Raw genomic sequence first — 15,371 nt, forward strand, 5'->3', positions numbered from 1 at the left:
CCAGAATGACAGATTTTTCCGCCATCCGTTCTTCCTACGTTGAAGCCGCCTATGCAAAGACGGTGCAGGGCGAAACGCGGGGTGCAAAGCCCGCTGGCCCCGCCCCAAAAGATTTTGCCCAGATGGTCGGCGATGCCGCGTCGCAGGCCGTGGATTCGGTGCGCGAAGGCGACCAGATGGCGATCAAGGGGCTGACAGGGCAAGCCAGCCTGCAAGAGGTTGTTCAGGCCACCATGGCGATGGAGCAGACAGTTCAGGTTTCGGTCGCGCTGCGTGACAAACTGGTGGAAGCGTACCAAGAAGTTATGCGTATGCCGGTTTAACGTCAGGTTAACACGCGCCATGTTTTTCGGAGGTCCGCTGTGGATTCTGTCACTATCTACGAAATCATCCGGCAGACGTTAACCGTGACATTGATCGGATCGGCACCTGTGCTTGTTGTGGCGCTTGGCGTCGGGCTTGCCATCGCGTTTTTCCAGGCTTTGACACAGATTCAGGAAATGACGCTAACGTTCGTGCCCAAGATCGCCGCGATTTTTGTGACGCTCGCCATCAGCATTCCTTTTATTTTTTCGACACTTGTCGGGCTCTCGGACCGGGTGTTCGATCTTGTTTCTAACGGGGGGCTCTAGGGTGCGGCTCACCGTCTTGTTCATGGTTCTCTCGCTGCCCGTCTCTGCCTTGGCGGACAAAGGCGGTTGGACGGGGTTTTACACGTCATCCGCTCCTGCCGTGAAGTTGGGTCGGCAAAACGCCACGTCAAACCCGATGCGCGTCTGCGTGGACGAGATCCTTTCGGCTGAACAGCGCTATAACATTCCCGGTAACCTGTTGTTGGCGATCGGGATTCAGGAAGCTGGCCGTCAAGTGAACAACAAGCTGGTGGTATGGCCGTGGACCGCAAACACAAACGGTACCGGCACGTTCTTTGGCAGCAAACTCGCATTAGAAGCGCATGTGCGCGAGACAGAAGGGCCGCGGCATCCGGTCCACGGATGTGGGATGCATGCAGATTAACCAACGGTGGCATGGCGACCAGTTCTCCTCGCTAGAAGAGGCGACGACGCCAGCGCATAACGTCGATTATGCCGCACGTTTTCTGACCGCGCTATATCACGAGACAGGCGATTGGTGGCAGGCTGCCGGCCGGTACCATTCGTCTAACCCCAGCTACAAAGCTGTTTATCTGCAGAAGTTGCAGCAGAATCAGCGCATCGCTCAGGAATTTCTGACCCGCTTTGCAAGCGATGTTAGTTCGGGCAATAGCATCCCGCAGCAGGTTGCAGTCACCCGCGAGATGCCCGATTTCAACTGGAGCGCCGATCTGAGCGGTGCAAACTCCGGCAAAGCGGGCGGCGCGCTGTCTATCTATTCTACGCAGGCGTTGGCCCCCATCCTGCCCCATTACGCAGAGGTCAACTGAGCGTGGCGACACCAGACACAAATCCGCAGCCCTTCAGCTTTGCCAAGCTTAGCGGTGCCAATCGTGACATCGGGTTCGCCGTGGGGATGGTTCTCATCCTGGCGATGTTGTTTATTCCTTTGCCTCCCTTCTTTCTGGATCTGGGTTTGGCGATTTCCCTCGCGTTGTCCGTTCTGATTCTCATGGTGGCCCTGTGGATCGGTACACCCTTGGAATTTAACTCTTTTCCGACGCTTTTGCTGGTTGTCACGATGCTGCGTCTGGCACTCAACGTATCCTCCACCAGATTAATTTTGAGTGAAGGTCATAACGGACCGGGCGCTGCGGGGAATGTCATCGAGGGATTCTCGCAGTTCATTCTGGGCGGCGACTTCATCATCGGCATTATTGTTTTCACAATTCTGGTGATCATTAACTTTATCGTCATCACTAAGGGCTCTACTCGAATCGCGGAGGTTGCGGCGCGATTCTCGCTGGATGCGATGCCGGGCAAACAAATGGCGATCGATGCCGATCTCGGCGCCGGTGCCATTACGGAGGAGGAGGCGAAACTACGGCGTAAAACGGTCGAGGAAGAAAGCTCGTTCTTCGGGGCGATGGACGGTGCGTCCAAGTTCGTCCGCGGGGATGCTGTTGCTGGGTTGATCATCACGCTGATCAACGTTTTTGGCGGCATTATGATCGGTATGATCAGCCACGGACTGAGCGTGGGCGACGCGATGAGCCGCTATACAGTGCTAACGATCGGTGACGGTTTGGTCACGCAAATCCCTGCGTTGGTCGTGTCTCTTGCCGCTGGTTTGCTGGTGACCAAGGGCGGAACACTGGGTGCGGCGAATGAAGCCGTCTTGGGGCAGCTCAGCAATTTTCCCAAGGCTTTGTATGTCGCGGCGGGGCTGACATTCTGTATCGGTTGGCTGCCCGGCTTTCCATTGATGATCTTTCTCGCGCTCTCTGCCGGGATGGCGGGCTTTGGCTATATCATGCAGAAGTCCTTTGTAGAGCGGGACAAGGCCGAGAAACTCGCCGCCGCGCGCGACGCGGCACCTGTTGAGAGTGCTGAAGACAAGCTGTCGGATATGCTGCGCGTTGATGATGTCCGGCTGGATCTCGGCTCTGGTCTCGTGCCGATGATTACCTCGGTCAATGCGGCGCTGCCGGGTAAGGTAAAAAGCCTGAGGTCGTTGTTTATAAAGGACTTCGGGTTTGTCTTGCCGTTGGTTCGGATCAAGGACGATGCGGAGCTTCCCGCCTATACCTACGCCATTTCCCTGCAAGGGGTGGAGGCCGCGCGTGGGGAAGTGGACCCGATGATGATGATGGTGATCAACCCGTCGGGGCAAGAAATTAGCCTTCCCGGCAAACGCACGCGCGAACCGACCTTCGGGTTGGAAGCGATCTGGGTTGACGAAACGCGCGCATCCGAAGCAGAGCTCAAGGGGATGACTGTCGTTGATCCGGAAAGCGTGATCACCACGCATCTGACCGAGGTGATCAAAGAGCATATGCCCGAGATCCTGACATATGCAGCAACGCAGGAATTGATCGAGGGGCAGGGCAAGGAATATCAGAAACTGCTTTCAAGCGGCTCTGACAGCAGTTCGGCTGTTATGTTGCAGCACGTCTTGCAGGCGCTGCTTGCAGAGCGGGTGTCGATCCGAAATCTGTCGATGATCATCGAAGCGGTCGCAGAGGCAAGCGCCACGTCCAAGAATATCCGCACAGTGATCGAGCACGCCCGTAGCAAACTGGCCAAGCAAATTTGCCAATCCTTGAAGGATTCTCAAGGATATGTGCCCGTCATAAATCTGGGTGGAGATTGGGAGCGCGAGCTTGCGAGTTCGATCTCTAAAGCGAACGGGGAAGAAACCTTCCTGATGTCGCCGTCGCGGGTGCAGGAATTTGTTCTTGCAGTACGCAAGGAAATCCAAAAGTTTTCGAGCGCAGATGAATGGCCGGCCATTTTGGTCAGCCCGCAAGCGCGGCCCTACGTCCGGTCGATCCTCGAACGGGTGAGCCCGATGACCCAAGTGATTTCGCACAACGAAGTCCACCGCAAAGCGTCGCTACGTACTGTTGGCACCGTCGGTTAACCGATCGTGGCAATCGAACCCTTCATTTCGACGCTATTTTTCTCTTTTTTCGTGGTGTTTGCCCGCATTGGCACGGCGCTGATGTTCATGCCCGGGTTTGGGGAGGTGCAGATTCCGGTGCGCCCGCGGCTGTCCCTGGCAGTGCTGATCAGTCTTTCCCTGCTTCCACTGACGCCCATTGCAAGCGCGCTGCCCGACAGCGCGGTGACCGCGGTGTTCCTGCTGGGCGCTGAGGTGCTGATCGGGCTATGGATTGGTCTTTGTGCGCGTATCCTGTTGTCAGCATTGCAGTTCGCGGGGTTCCAGGTCGGGCAGGTGTCTGGTTTGGCAAACGCTTTTGGTCCGTCGTTCGGGTCGTTTGAAGGCGCGACGATGGTGGCGACCTTGCTGCTGATGAGCGCGGTGACCATGATCTTTGTCACAGACACCCATCATCTGATCATCCGCGCATTGCTTGCCAGTTATCAGGTGTTCCCGCCCGGACAGTTCGTGCTCGCCGATCTTGCTGATCAAATACTCCGTGTCGCGAGTGCGAGCCTTTATATCGGGACGGCAATTGCGGCCCCTTTCTTTGTGATGGGTGTGATTTTGAACCTTGGCATGGGGCTGGCAAACCGGATGATGCCACAACTGCCCGTGTTTTTCGTGGCGGCATCGCTGTTGATCGGGGCAGGGCTGCTGATCCTTGCTATCGCCCTGCCGGCCATGCTTGATTACTTTCTAGTGCGATTCCAGGAGTGGATCATGGGCTTTAGGATCTAATCATGGCCGAGAATAGCGACAGCACGGAAAAGACCCTAGAGCCGACCGAAAAGAAGCTTAAGGACGCGCGCAAGAAAGGGGATGTCCCGTCTTCAAAAGAGACGGGGAACATGGTCGTTGTCGTGGCGATGTTGGGGATCGCCGCCTTGGTCTTGCCCTATCAGGCCCCGCAAATCGTCGTCGCGCTGTCGGTTCTGCTGGACCATGCCCCAAATCTAATGGTCGCCACGGGGGAGCCGGGGGTGATCCGGCTGGGACAAATCATGAGCGAATTCTTCTATATGATCGTGGGGGCAGTCCTTCCTATTTTTGGCGTTTTGTTTTTGGGCGGCGCGATTGGCGCTGTGATTCAGGGTGAAACCGTGGTCGCGGCAGAGCGTATCAAACCAAAGCTTTCCAAATTGTCACCGCTGGAGGGGTTGAAGCGTCTTTTTTCGGCCAATGCGCTGGTCGAATTCGCGAAAAGTATCGTAAAAGTCTTGGCAATCGGTGGGCTTGCCGTGTGGTTCACGAATGAAGCGGTGCGGCGCATCTGGACCTCGTCGGGCTTTATCCCCGAGCATCTGCCCGGCTATCTGACCGCCGCTGCTGTTAAGCTGTTGATTGCGGCTGCAATTCTGCTTGTGCCAATCGCGATTGCCGACATCCTGTGGCGTCGTTTTGATTGGCGGCGCAAGCAAAGGATGAGCCAGAAAGACATCAAGGACGAACATAAGGAATCCGAAGGCTCCCCCGAAATCCGGCAGAAACGGGCGCGTCGCCGGCGCGAGCTGTCACAACAGCGTACAATCACTGCTGTGCCTTTGGCGGATGTCATTCTGACCAACCCGACCCATTATTCAATCGCGCTGAAATACGACCCGGCGCAGGATATGGCCCCGGTCTGTATCGCCAAAGGCGCGGATCATCTGGCGCGGCGCATCCGCGAAGTGGCTGCGGAGCACGATATTCCGATGATCGAGAATAAACCGTTAACGCGAATGCTGTATGACGAGATCGACGTCGATCAGGTCATTCCCGTCGCCCACTGGGAAATTGTCGCCGAGATCATCAGCTTCGTCTTTGACCTGCGCAACAATAAAAAGCGGGCGGCACCGCAGGGGTCTACCCTGCGGACCGATCCATATTAACGAAGCTTGATACCTGTAAGATCTTGGTCCGCCGGAAGCTGCGAACGTTCCAGAATGATTTTGGAGACGGCGCGCGCTCGTACAGGCGGGATCTTTGCAAGGATAGGCGCGGCTGTTCTTGGCTTCATGGTACCAAGAATCATAATCGTAGTCTCGATGTCCAGATCATCCATGATACGCGCCGCATCGGTCGGCTTCATATTCGTGTAAAGCTGGATCAGACGATCAAGGTCTTCGGTCTGCGCTGCATCAACGCGGCCCAGCAGATCCTCGATAGAGGTCTTGAGCTCGGTCAGAGATGCTTTCTCGATGTTAAGCCGTTCGCGGGCCAGCGCAAATTCAGCACGTTGGTTTTCCAGCTCTTCCTGCTGCAACCGCACCAATTCGCGCTCTTTTGTGAGCGAGATCAAAACGTCTTCGGGCGCTTCGCAACCGTTTGAAAGTTCGGGCAGGTTGCCCACCAGCGGCGGGGCATCCTGAACCGGTTGCAGGCCCGTTTCCTCTTTGGTTTCAGCGGCAAGAACGACCATCGGCTGCTGCGGCAGCGCACTATCCTTGAACAAGGGCAATTCAGGAAAGGATAGCGCGGCTTTGGCGCAGAGCGTCAGGGCCAGCCCCCCAAGGATAATTTTCCCGTTCAACATACCTGGTCCAAACATCTATCAGCCCTTTGCCGCAGAAGAATTTTCAAAAAACGCGCGCACCATCTCTTTTTTATCCCGTACCACGCGCACGCCATTGCGTTCTGCCGGCGCTTGCTTGCTCGCGCGGCGGCTGGCGAAAGAGGCGGCTGTTTCTTCGGGCGGGGTAGGCGCTTCGACGGGGGTCGGCGCACGTTGCGCGGTTTCGATGCTTTCGCGCATGTGGTGCACAGATTGTTCGGATTTATCGACCGCAGAGGAGAATTGTTCGACCAGCGGTTCAAGCTGTTTCAACGTCGCCGTCAACTTGCGCAATTTCATCGAAACTACGTAGCCATAGCCGATGCTGCCGATCAGCAATACGACGATCAGGCTGTCAATTATCGTTGCCATCATCTTCGTGGTCCTCCAGAATTTCCAGCTTTTCGGTAATTTGCACAGCCACATAGCCGTTGTTGCGTTTGCCCAACGACACGTTGAACATCGGGGTGTCGGCACAGGTCACAGTGGCATCGCGGCCTTCCTCGATGCCGAAATCAATGGTGTCGCCGGGCCGCCATGACATGATTTTTTGGAGCGGGAAGACGTTTTCGGACAGGACGACATCCAGATCGACGTTCGCCCGTTCGATCTGCGCCCCGATCAACCCGCGCCACTGGTCTTGCGACACCATACGGTCGCCGAAGTAGACTTTGCCCAAGTCGGGCAAGATCTGTTCAAGTGCGTCATAGGGGATAACAAGATCAAGGTTTCCGGTATTCCCTGCCAGGGTCAACGACAGCCGTAACCGCGCGCAAAGGCTCGTGTTTTTGGCAATCGCGGCACCTTCGGCCTCGGTTTCGATGCGATCGAGTTCGAGGTTCGCCGCCCCCACAACCGACAAAGACCGCTCAAGCTCGGCAAAGACGGCAGAGGCGAGCCGTTCGCCAAAGCCAAGCTCGATCGCGGTAAAGGGATCGGTGTTGTCGAGATCGACGTTCGTGGCGTTCCCGCCCAGCATCAGTTCAACCGCGGTCATAAGCACCGCTTGATCCATCACCACAAGGATTTCACCGACAAAGGGATGACCTGTGCCAACGGCCAGAAACGTGGGCTTGGGCAGCCCTTCGATCACTTTGCCCATGGGGATATAGTCAAGCGAGGCCAGTGAGGCTTCACACATGGCGCGCATCAGGTCGGGCAGGGCAACCGACAGGTTTTCGACCATGCGATCGCCAATGATGTCGAGCATGGGCAGGCGATCAAAGGTGAAATCCGACATGCGGATGATTTCGTCGATCAGGGTGCTGCCTGCTTCGTCGGGTCGCCGTGCTGTTGTGTCGCTCTCGCTCATCGCCGCCTCCTACTGCACGATCAGGTCTTTGATCAGTATTTCCTGCGGCAGATCGCTGCCCACGGCGGCGCGCGCCCGTTTCAGCAGTTCGGCCTTGACATAAAGAATGCCCGCCATGCCGCGCACGTCGTTTTCGGTCAGCCCCCGCAGGTAGCCGTTGAAAAGATCGCGCATGAAGGGCTGGCGTTCGACCATTAGCTTGTCCGCGCCCGCATCGGGCCGGTAGGCGACCATCAGGTTCACCTTAAGAAACGCCGATGTCGGGGTGCCGTTCTGATCGAAACCTTGGATGTTTGTCAGCATCTCGCCCAGATCAATCAGCCCTGTGCTTGCGGCCTTGGTGTTATCGGCGTGGTCTTCGGCATCACCCTCGTCCTTGGCATGATCGTCTTTACCATGATCTTCCGTGTCGGCGTGATCATCCTTGGTGTCCGTCTGATCGGCTTCTTCGCTTTTATACTCGGGTTCGAAGGCTTCGGTGTCTTTGACGTAGGCCGCACGGGCAAGGAAAAAGCCGCCACCCAAGGATACCACGCACATGAGCGCGGCCGCGATCAGCATTTTACGCGACCCGCGTGGCCGGTCCGCTGCGTCAGCAGAGGCTGCCTGCTTTGCCGCAGCTGGCTTTTTTTTCGCTTTGTCGGCCATGTGGAAACCTTAACTTGGTGTTAATGCCACATTCCCCTTTTAAGGGCAAAAACACAAGGTTAAAAATTGTTTAATACTTGCCTTGAGGCATGAATTGATCAATATATTCACAACAAATCGATGCTGAGGGGCCCCATGCAAGGATTAATCGACAATCTCAAGTCGCTCGGTAAAAACAAGCTCATGATGCTTGGTGGGGCGGGCATTGGTGTGGTGCTGTTGATGATTCTCGGCATTGGTGCCGTGACCCGTCCGGACTACGCGCCGCTCTATTCGAATCTGTCGATCACCTCCGCCAATTCGATCGAGGCGACGCTGGCAAACGCCGGCTTCAACGCGATGGTCTCTGAAGACGGCACCAGCATCTCGGTTCCCCGCGGGGACGCGGTGCGGGCGCGTATGGTTTTGGCGGAGACCGGCATGCCCATTGATGGGGATCCGGGATGGGAGCTGTTCGACGAAAGCAGCGGGCTGGCGATGAACTCCTTCCTGCAGAAGATCAATAAGATGCGCGCGATGGAGGGGGAGCTCGCCCGCTCCATCCAGACGCTTGACGGGATCTCGTCTGCGCGGGTTCATCTGGTGCTGCCCGACCGCGAGCCTTTCTCCCGCGATGCGCCTGCGCCGCGCGCCTCTATCATCCTGCGCCCGGAATCTGGCCGTGCGGTGACCCGCAAGCAGGCCGTGGCGGTCAGCAATCTGGTCGCCTCTGCCGTTGCTGATCTGGATATTTCGCGCGTCACCGTTCTGTCGGCCAGTGGCGAGACGATCCTGGCGGAAGGGCCGGACGGCAGCAGCCAAGGCGGCGTCCAATCCGCCAAAGCAGGCATTGAAGACCGCCTGTCGCAAGAGATCCAGAACATCCTGACAGCGCGGGTCGGCGCGGGGAATGCGCGCGTTCATGTGAACGTCGAATTGACCACGCAGCGCGAAGTCATTGTCGAGCAGACATACGACCCCGACCAGCAGGTCGTGCGGTCGACCGAGACGAAGTCCGAAGACCAGACCGGCACGAAAGAGGCAGGCAACGTTGGTGTGGAAAACAACATCCCTGCGGCTTTGGCTGATGGCAACGGGGCAGGGACATCGACCCGCCGCTCCGAAGCTGACGAGATCGTGCAGTACGAGATCGGCAACACCCGCCGCGAGATCGTGCGCGAAGCCGGCGACGTGCGGCGCATGTCGGTCGCGGTTCTGGTGAATGGGATCTACAACGTTGACGGGTCCGATGTGATCTACGCCGAACGCACGCCGGAAGAGCTCGCGCGGCTTGGGGAACTGGTCAAAACTGCCGTGGGATTCGACACTACCCGCGGGGATAGTGTCTCTGTCGATAGTATGCGGTTCATGGATTATTCGATGGATCTGGGCGATCCGATCGACAAATCTATCGGGGATGAGTTGACCGAGAATGTCGTGTCTATTGTGCGCGGTGTTCTGGCCCTGCTGGTTGTCGGCCTGATCCTCGTCTTTGGCGTGCGGCCCATGCTGCGCAAGTTCAGCGAAGGCGATCAGCTCAACAGTTACGAAGATCCCGCCCTGACCGCAGAAAAGGCCGCCGAACCCGCCGCACTGACAGCGGAAGGCCAGCGCCCCAAGCTGCCTGGCACCACGCCAGCCGTCGCGGATATTGCCGAGGATGACGACCCGCTGACTGTCACGGATGAGGATATCGAAGCTGCTGAAGTGGCTGAATACGTGCGCAAGGAAGGCATTCGCGGGAATCTGCACAAGAAAAAGATCGAGACGATCCAACAGCTTGCAGATGAGAAACCCCAAGAGGTTCTGCGCGTGATCCGGTCATGGCTTCCTGCCGAGGCAGGCGCATGATCGATCTTTTCGCCCGAAATTTTGACAGCGACAATGCGCCCGCGGCGCCCGTCACTACAATCGACGAGGAAGAGCTGAACCTGCGTCTTGCCGAAGCGCGCAAGCAGGGCTTTGATGCCGGGCGCGCCGTCGGGCAGCAAGATGCAAAGTCGGAGTTTGACGCGCAAGAGGATGCACGACTAGAGGCGGAGAGCGCTGAAATCCGTGCGCAGCTTGACGCGCTGATCGCGCAAGATACGAGACAATGCCGTGCAACAGAGACGGATATCGTGGAACTCTTCCTCGGCATCGGCGACCGGCTTGTACCAGAGTTGCTGCAAAACTACGGCGTCGATCTGGCCATTGGCCGCATCCGTGAAAGCGTCGCCCTAAGCCGCAGTACACCGGTTCTGTCCATCACCGCCTGCCCCGAAGTCGCCGCACGGCTGCAGGCCGCGCCGCCGGTTTGGCTACCTGCATCAACAGACGCCGCGTCGATCAAGATTGTCGCGGATAGCGATCTTCCCCGTGGTGCGGCGCGGGTCGTCTGGCAGGGTGGGAAGCTGGAATACGATCTCGAAGAGGCAACCACGGCCGTGCGCAGCGCCTTGCAAACCGCCGCCGTTGAACTGACCGCAACCACAAGGATTGCTGAATAATGCTACATAATGACCAGGATAAAACCCAAGCAGACCTGACCGATAGCAACGCTCAGGATGCAGAAACCAAAGCGCCGGCGGGTCTGGATGGCAAAAGCCTCGATGCGATCTTTGGTGTCAAACTGGACGTCCGTGTCGTTCTGGGGCGCAGCCGTATGCCGATCTCGGAGTTGCTGAACCTGACCAAAGGGTCGGTGATCGAGCTTGACCGCCGCGTGGGTGAACCCGTCGACATCATGATTAACGATCGCATGGTCGCGCGCGGTGATCTGGTGCGCGTGCAGGGGGATTCCCTTGGAGTTGCGCTGCGTGAGATCGTCAAAGACTTCGTCTCAGAAATCTGATGTCCCCCCGTTTGCTGCCCCTGTTTGCACCGCGCGTGATGTGTGGTCTGGCCTTGGTTTTGGCCGGTGTCGTCGCGTCCGCATCGACTGGATGGGCGCAAGAGGCAGACCTTGGCAGCATGGTGCGGGACCTCTCTTCGGCTTTCGGTGACGTAACGCCGGGCACGGACGAGGGGGCCAGCCTGTCGGGCCGTCTGATCCAGCTGTTCGCGATCATTACGGTCCTGAGCGTGGCACCGGGGCTTTTGGTGATGGTCACGAGCTTCACCAGATTTGTCATTGTTTTCTCGATGTTACGGCTTGCGCTTGGGCTGAATCAAACGCCGCCGAACATCGTGTTGAACGCTATGGCGCTATTCATGACCTTCTTTGTGATGCAGCCGGTGTTCGAGGATGCGTGGGAGGGCGGGCTGGTCCCCTTGATGGAAAACGCCATCATCGAAGAGCAAGCCGTACGCAATATATCCGAGCCGTTTTACAACTTCATGTTGGTGAATACGCGCGACAAGGATCTCCAGCTTTTCACTGATATTGCGGATGAAGCGTCACCGCCCTCGGACGGGCCTGCTGCGCTGCCAAGCTGGCGGGTGCTGGTGCCCTCCTTCATGATTTCAGAGCTGCGTCGCGCGTTTACCATCGGCTTCCTGATTTACCTTCCATTTATCGCGATCGACCTGATTGTGGCATCGGTTTTGATGAGCGCAGGCATGATGATGCTGCCGCCCGTGTTGGTTTCGCTGCCCTTCAAGGTCATCTTTTTCGTACTGATCGATGGGTGGTACATGCTGGCTGGATCGCTGATTCAATCCTACGTTTCCGGATAAACCGCCGCGGTCATAAATAGCCATGTCAAACAAGAATAGTTTCGGCTATCCTTGTGCGATAATATCCAGCCTGCGGGAATCGACGATCTCATGAACCAGTTTGTACCCCTTCGCAAACATCGCCACATGTCCGGCGCGCAGAAATCGGCGATCCTTTTCCTGTGTTTGGGCGAGGAGAGGGGCGGCGCGATCATGCAGCAGCTTGATGTTGATGAGATCCGCCAGATCACCACGGCTATCTCGACGATGGGCGAAGTCGACGCTGGTATCGTCGAAGAAATCATCGCGGAATTTGATGAAAAAGTGAATCACAGCGGCAGTGTGGTCGGCTCGATTGATGCTGCGCGCGGGTTGCTGAAAGAATTTCTCCCCGAAGATCGTGTTGCTGAAATTTTGCAGGAAATTGACGGCAAAAAGATCGATAACGTTTGGAAAGACCTGTCGGATCTGGACGAGAAGGAGTTGGTCGCCTTTCTCCAGAAGGAACACAACCAGACGATCGCGGTTATCCTGACACGAATCCGGCCTGACGTCGCAGCGAAGGTATTGCCGCTTTTGGGGGCCGAACGAGCCGCCGATCTGATTGAGCGCATCATGGGCATGGACAAGCTGCCGATCGATACGATTCAGAATATCGAAAACACATTGCGTGAAGATGTGCTCGCCAAGGCCGGAAACAGCGCTGAAGCCCGGATCGAGAGCCAATTGGTGTCGATTTTCAACAAACTCGATGAAGATATGTTGGTTAATCTCACCCGCAACCTGGAAGAGCGCCAGCCTGATAAGCTCCTGTCGATCAAGCAAAAAATGTTTGTTTTCGATGATTTGGTTAAATTCAACGAAATGATGTTGGGGAAAATCATGCGCGAAGTGAGCGGGAATACCCTGCCGATGGCGCTGCGGGGTGCCAAGAAAGAAGTGCGTGAACATTTCCTAGCGTCCCTGCCGTCGCGATCACGTGGAATGCTGCAGGATGAAATGTCTTCAATGGGCCCTGTCCGGTCCAAAGATGTTAAAGGCGCGCAGGCTCAGTTGGTCGAAGCCGCATTGCGTTTGATGTCGGAAGGAGAGGTATCCTTGCCCGAAAATGACGACGATATGATGTCGGATATGCCGAGCTGATCAGCGATACAGGCGCGATGCAGAGAAAGTGACAGCCGTCACATCGATTGTGATTGGCACGAACTGGCCGCCCAGATTGTAGGATTGCAGCAAATCAAGCGCTATTGAATTTGCCCGAAATCCCTGTGGGTTAACTGCATCTGAAATGGCAACATAGCGCGCGATCAACTTCTCACGCTCCGCCGGATCCGCCAGTTTTTCGAGGTCGAATTTATCAGCGAGAAGCGCCTTTTGTTTGTCGAGATCAAGGGCAGACATCTGTTCGGGTAGCGACAAGGCGACCTGGAAGAAATTAGTCAACTTCTCGCTGGCAAGCACCTCGAACCAGTTATTAATACCGCTAAACTTGTCACGAAATTCTAATACCGTGCCCACGGTCTCGTTCTGGGCGTCATTTTCGTTGATGTACTGCCGATTATAGAAGCGCGTCGTCACATCATTCAGGAAATCAGGGTCCGTCAAATCAGGGGTCTGTGGACCTGCCTCTGTCGTGAAGCCAAGGGCCAGATGCATTTCGCGGAAGCGGCTGTCGGTCAGTCGGTTCAGCAGGGATGAAGGTTCGACCGGATCGGATTCCAGCATTTTGCGGATCAGCCCTTTGCCGAAAATCTGGTCTTCCAGGTCAAAGGCCCGCATCACAAAACTGTAGACTTCGAAATCCGCGATCAGCTCTTCCGGGCTGGAGATGTCGCCAATTCTGTCGCGAAACGCTTCTTCCGCGCGTTTGTTGGCGGCAGAATCACGCATCAGATCAAGCTGTTTGTCCCGCGTTGCGTCAATCAGCTTGAGCGCGGTGGAACTGCCTAAACCTGAAATGCTGATCATAGGTTTACCCTATTCCGCTGCCGTTGCTGTGTTCTTTTCCCGGATCATTTTGAACAGTTTTTCTTCATATTCGATCAGGGGGCGCAATGTGCGCATCGCTTTGTAGAAGTCAGTAGAAGACACGTGAGCCGCGGCTTCAAAAATGTGGCCGGCCATCTCGTCGTGGAAAACCGGCGCAAGCGCGCCTAGTTTCCTTTGGATGATCGACACCAATTTTTTGCGGGTCGTTGGCTCAAGCAAAGCGGTCTGGATGAAGAAATAGACCTCTTTTACAGGGGTTCGCTCTTCATCCTCTTTTAGCAGATCGGCTTCACGCACGATGTCAGCCTGATTCTCGATCACAATCATCTGACGGCGATCGGCGTTGCGCACGACACAACCGTTAATCAGGATCCGCTCGTTCGGTTTCAGGGTTAATCGCAGCGCCATAAAGCTTACTCCGCCGCGACTTTTGCAGCCCGTCCGCTCAGACCGTCGATAATACTGCGGTTAATATCAATCAAAGGCTTCACATTTTTAGACCCTGACAGGACCGCTTTGGTGTGGTTTTCCACCCAAAGAGCCAGCGAGATCAGCGCAGCGCGCAAATCGGCCGTCAGCCCGTTATCCTTCTCGGCCAAATCGGCCTTGAACGTGAGCCAAACGCGCTGGTTCTCCCACAGGGTATCGCGCAGGCCATCTGCAAGCATCTGAAGCTTTTGAGATTTTTCCGCAGCACCGTCAAATGCTTCGAATTTGTTTTCAAGTTTGGATGTCACGCTCGCCAAAATCCGACGCTCAATCTGGCGCGGATCTTCGGTGTGCGAGATGGTCCGCTTATACGCGGTTACACTCATTTCACTGCCTTTTTATTCTGCCTCGGTTCAACTATAGGGTGGCAGAGTTAAGGGAGATTTAAAAAATCCTTAATTTCTTGAAAGCAAGGATAATTTTCAGCACTTGTTTTTAAATCATGCTTTGCATGTCACACTGTGGCGGGGTTTTCGGGGGGCCGCAGTGTTAATGAATGTGCTGGCCCGGAGTGACCGCATGCAGCATTTCACGGTGAAAGCTGTGGGCGATATTATCAGCGGAAAGCAAGCCGTCAGGGGCGGTGCCGTCACGCTCGGACTGGGCGAGGGAAACGATGATATGGCCGATGTGGTGTCCAAGTTGAACGGGGCACGTAGGCGTCAGGGTTGGTTGGGCGCAGGGTTCGATCAAAACGATGGCGTCATCTTTCAGATCAAGGCCAAACTCCTGATCTAGAACATCGGCCAAAGAGGCACCGGAAATGATCTCTTCTCCGGCGTAGATCGCGAAAGGGGTCAGATCGGCGTCCTCTACCGCGACGGTGAAACGGGTGATCGGCGACGCCAGCAGTGACGACAGGATGCGGCCCAAGGGCGTGTTGCAAGGATCGGCGCAAAATTCCAGCCGACCGCCCCAGATGTGCCCCATCAAATCAGAACGCATAGTTAAAACTTCCCCAAGTGTCGCGTGTGCAACCCCAAGGTATCTTCCCGACACGGTTTTTTGAATTCCGGATTTGTTAAACTTCGCAAGCTGATCTTGAATTTTAACCACGATCTGCCAAGCGGTTTTGCGCTGACGCTTGCGGTGATTTCGGCAAAATTCCCCCAATAACCCATATTTTTGGGAACCAAATATGGGGCGAAACGTTATCCACAGCACAAGTATTGGTGGGCGGGGCAAAATATGGCTGCATGTTCACCCATATGCGAATTTACAATAAATGTGTTGAGAATGTGCGGCAAG

At 56.1% G+C, this 15,371-nt stretch carries 20 protein-coding genes; 12 read left to right on the forward strand and 8 right to left on the reverse strand.

Annotated elements, in window-relative coordinates; genetic code table 11:
• Positions 1-5: 5 nt before the first annotated feature.
• Genes SJY36_RS18555 through SJY36_RS18585 form a run of 7 tightly spaced genes read left to right on the forward strand, consistent with a single transcriptional unit; the run spans position 6 to position 5,408 of the window.
• Positions 6-323, forward strand: coding sequence for a flagellar hook-basal body complex protein FliE (locus tag SJY36_RS18555; protein WP_005849033.1), 318 nt, complete (start codon positions 6-8; stop codon positions 321-323).
• A 39-nt stretch (positions 324-362) separates the two neighbouring features.
• On the forward strand, positions 363-632 hold the full coding sequence (locus SJY36_RS18560; RefSeq protein ID WP_005849035.1) for a flagellar biosynthetic protein FliQ: 270 nt from the start codon (positions 363-365) through the stop codon (positions 630-632).
• A gap of 1 nt (position 633) precedes the next feature.
• A complete protein-coding gene (locus tag SJY36_RS18565) occupies positions 634-1,017 on the forward strand; it encodes a hypothetical protein (protein ID WP_386176829.1) in 384 nt (127 codons plus the stop codon).
• Complete coding sequence (locus tag SJY36_RS18570) at positions 1,007-1,423, forward strand: hypothetical protein (protein ID WP_386176830.1); 417 nt, start codon at positions 1,007-1,009, stop codon at positions 1,421-1,423. The genes SJY36_RS18565 and SJY36_RS18570 overlap by 11 nt, the downstream gene beginning before the upstream one ends.
• Before the next feature lie 2 nt (positions 1,424-1,425).
• Positions 1,426-3,516 carry a flagellar biosynthesis protein FlhA gene (flhA, locus tag SJY36_RS18575; RefSeq protein WP_386176831.1) on the forward strand — a complete coding sequence of 697 codons (2,091 nt, stop codon included), beginning with the start codon at positions 1,426-1,428 and terminating at the stop codon, positions 3,514-3,516.
• Positions 3,517-3,522: 6 nt separating this feature from the next.
• Positions 3,523-4,278 (forward strand): flagellar biosynthetic protein FliR, encoded by a 756-nt coding sequence (locus SJY36_RS18580; protein WP_005849041.1) that lies wholly within the window; start codon positions 3,523-3,525, stop codon positions 4,276-4,278.
• Positions 4,279-4,280: 2 nt separating this feature from the next.
• Positions 4,281-5,408, forward strand: a complete 1,128-nt coding sequence (locus SJY36_RS18585; RefSeq protein ID WP_386176832.1) for a flagellar biosynthesis protein FlhB — start codon at positions 4,281-4,283, stop codon at positions 5,406-5,408.
• On the opposite strand, the gene SJY36_RS18590 is transcribed toward SJY36_RS18585, so the two are convergent.
• The 4 genes from SJY36_RS18590 to fliL are packed head-to-tail and all read right to left on the reverse strand — an operon-like array spanning position 5,405 to position 8,030.
• Positions 5,405-6,067, reverse strand: coding sequence for a MotE family protein (locus tag SJY36_RS18590; protein ID WP_005849044.1), 663 nt, complete (start codon positions 6,065-6,067; stop codon positions 5,405-5,407). The genes SJY36_RS18585 and SJY36_RS18590 overlap by 4 nt on opposite strands.
• 3 nt (positions 6,068-6,070) lie before the next feature.
• Positions 6,071-6,442 (reverse strand): flagellar motor switch protein, encoded by a 372-nt coding sequence (locus tag SJY36_RS18595; protein ID WP_386176833.1) that lies wholly within the window; start codon positions 6,440-6,442, stop codon positions 6,071-6,073.
• Positions 6,426-7,382, reverse strand: a complete 957-nt coding sequence (locus tag SJY36_RS18600) for a flagellar motor switch protein FliM (RefSeq protein ID WP_386176834.1) — start codon at positions 7,380-7,382, stop codon at positions 6,426-6,428. Before SJY36_RS18600 ends, SJY36_RS18595 begins: the two co-directional genes overlap by 17 nt.
• 9 nt (positions 7,383-7,391) lie before the next feature.
• Entirely contained in the window at positions 7,392-8,030 is a 639-nt protein-coding gene (gene fliL / locus SJY36_RS18605) for a flagellar basal body-associated protein FliL (protein ID WP_386176835.1), read from the reverse strand.
• A gap of 135 nt (positions 8,031-8,165) precedes the next feature.
• On the opposite strand from fliL, the gene fliF reads away from it, so the two are divergent.
• The 5 genes from fliF to SJY36_RS18630 all read left to right on the forward strand — a co-directional run bounded on the left by fliF (position 8,166) and on the right by SJY36_RS18630 (position 12,788).
• On the forward strand, positions 8,166-9,860 hold the full coding sequence (fliF, locus tag SJY36_RS18610; protein WP_386176836.1) for a flagellar basal-body MS-ring/collar protein FliF: 1,695 nt from the start codon (positions 8,166-8,168) through the stop codon (positions 9,858-9,860).
• On the forward strand, positions 9,857-10,498 hold the full coding sequence (locus SJY36_RS18615) for a flagellar motor switch protein FliH (protein ID WP_386176837.1): 642 nt from the start codon (positions 9,857-9,859) through the stop codon (positions 10,496-10,498). Before fliF ends, SJY36_RS18615 begins: the two co-directional genes overlap by 4 nt.
• Entirely contained in the window at positions 10,498-10,842 is a 345-nt protein-coding gene (fliN, locus tag SJY36_RS18620; RefSeq protein WP_064216629.1) for a flagellar motor switch protein FliN, read from the forward strand. Before SJY36_RS18615 ends, fliN begins: the two co-directional genes overlap by 1 nt.
• Positions 10,842-11,666 (forward strand): flagellar type III secretion system pore protein FliP, encoded by an 825-nt coding sequence (gene fliP, locus SJY36_RS18625; RefSeq protein ID WP_005849053.1) that lies wholly within the window; start codon positions 10,842-10,844, stop codon positions 11,664-11,666. Before fliN ends, fliP begins: the two co-directional genes overlap by 1 nt.
• Before the next feature lie 126 nt (positions 11,667-11,792).
• Complete coding sequence (locus SJY36_RS18630) at positions 11,793-12,788, forward strand: flagellar motor switch protein FliG (RefSeq protein ID WP_114865666.1); 996 nt, start codon at positions 11,793-11,795, stop codon at positions 12,786-12,788.
• On the opposite strand, the gene SJY36_RS18635 is transcribed toward SJY36_RS18630, so the two are convergent.
• The 4 genes from SJY36_RS18635 to SJY36_RS18650 all read right to left on the reverse strand — a co-directional run bounded on the left by SJY36_RS18635 (position 12,789) and on the right by SJY36_RS18650 (position 15,068).
• Positions 12,789-13,613, reverse strand: coding sequence for a DUF1217 domain-containing protein (locus tag SJY36_RS18635; RefSeq protein ID WP_386176838.1), 825 nt, complete (start codon positions 13,611-13,613; stop codon positions 12,789-12,791). It abuts the gene before it with no gap.
• 9 nt (positions 13,614-13,622) lie between these two features.
• Positions 13,623-14,042, reverse strand: a complete 420-nt coding sequence (locus SJY36_RS18640) for a flagellar biosynthesis repressor FlbT (protein ID WP_386176839.1) — start codon at positions 14,040-14,042, stop codon at positions 13,623-13,625.
• A 5-nt stretch (positions 14,043-14,047) separates the two neighbouring features.
• Positions 14,048-14,449, reverse strand: coding sequence for a flagellar biosynthesis regulator FlaF (gene flaF, locus SJY36_RS18645; RefSeq protein ID WP_005849061.1), 402 nt, complete (start codon positions 14,447-14,449; stop codon positions 14,048-14,050).
• A gap of 163 nt (positions 14,450-14,612) precedes the next feature.
• Positions 14,613-15,068, reverse strand: coding sequence for a hypothetical protein (locus tag SJY36_RS18650; protein ID WP_386176840.1), 456 nt, complete (start codon positions 15,066-15,068; stop codon positions 14,613-14,615).
• Positions 15,069-15,371: the final 303 nt, after the last annotated feature.

The sequence above is a fragment of the Sulfitobacter sp. R86518 genome, assembly GCF_042466275.1.
GTDB lineage: Bacteria > Pseudomonadota > Alphaproteobacteria > Rhodobacterales > Rhodobacteraceae > Sulfitobacter > Sulfitobacter pontiacus.